This is a genomic window from Streptomyces sp. DH12, from assembly GCF_020873895.1.
Lineage (GTDB): Bacteria > Actinomycetota > Actinomycetes > Streptomycetales > Streptomycetaceae > Streptomyces.
Window position 1 is genome coordinate 1 of sequence record NZ_JAHWGT010000465.1, and the last position, 604, is coordinate 604.

The 604-nt window shown below is 63.4% G+C and carries 1 protein-coding gene; it reads right to left on the reverse strand.

The window, feature by feature from the left end; all coding sequences use genetic code 11:
• Window positions 1-604: hypothetical protein (locus LPA54_RS35200; RefSeq protein WP_228984665.1), on the reverse strand; the 604-nt coding region annotated here is incomplete at both ends.

A 604-nucleotide genomic window follows, 5' to 3' on the forward strand; every position in this document is an offset into this window, starting at 1 on the left:
GAGTTGTCATCGGCGTTCATCAGCTTCAGAACGTCCTTGGAGCGGTGCCCGTTGGGCGAGTACTCCAGGTCGTGCTGCGACACCACGGTGCCGCCCGAGGTCTTCTCGAGCGACTGCTCCACCGACCCGTCGGGGTAGTAGCGCATGTCGAGCGTGTTGCCGTTGGGCTTGGTCTGCTTCAGGAGCTGGCCGCGCCCGGTGTAGGTCATCGTGGTGATCTGCTGATCGCCCGCGGTGGGCGAGTCGGCGTTGGTCACCCTCTTGACCATGTCGCGCTCGTCGTACTCGATCTTCGTCCAGGTCAGATCGTGCGTGGACGTGACGGGGTTGCCGTTCTCGTCGTAGGTCAGCGAGGTGGTGTTCTTCACCGTGCCGCCCGCGGACTCCTCCACCTTGGTGATGTGGTTGAGGCCGTCGTACGAGATCTTGTACGTGTCGATCTTCGCGCCCGGCGAGAGGTCACGGACCTCGGTCATGTTGCCGTTCGCGTTGTAGCTGTAGGTGAAGTCCTTCTTCTCGTCGTCCGTCTCACCAGAGTTCGAGCGGACCAGCTTCACCGCGTCCGCGAGCACCGTGCCGTTGGCGGCGTCGGTCAGCGTGACCT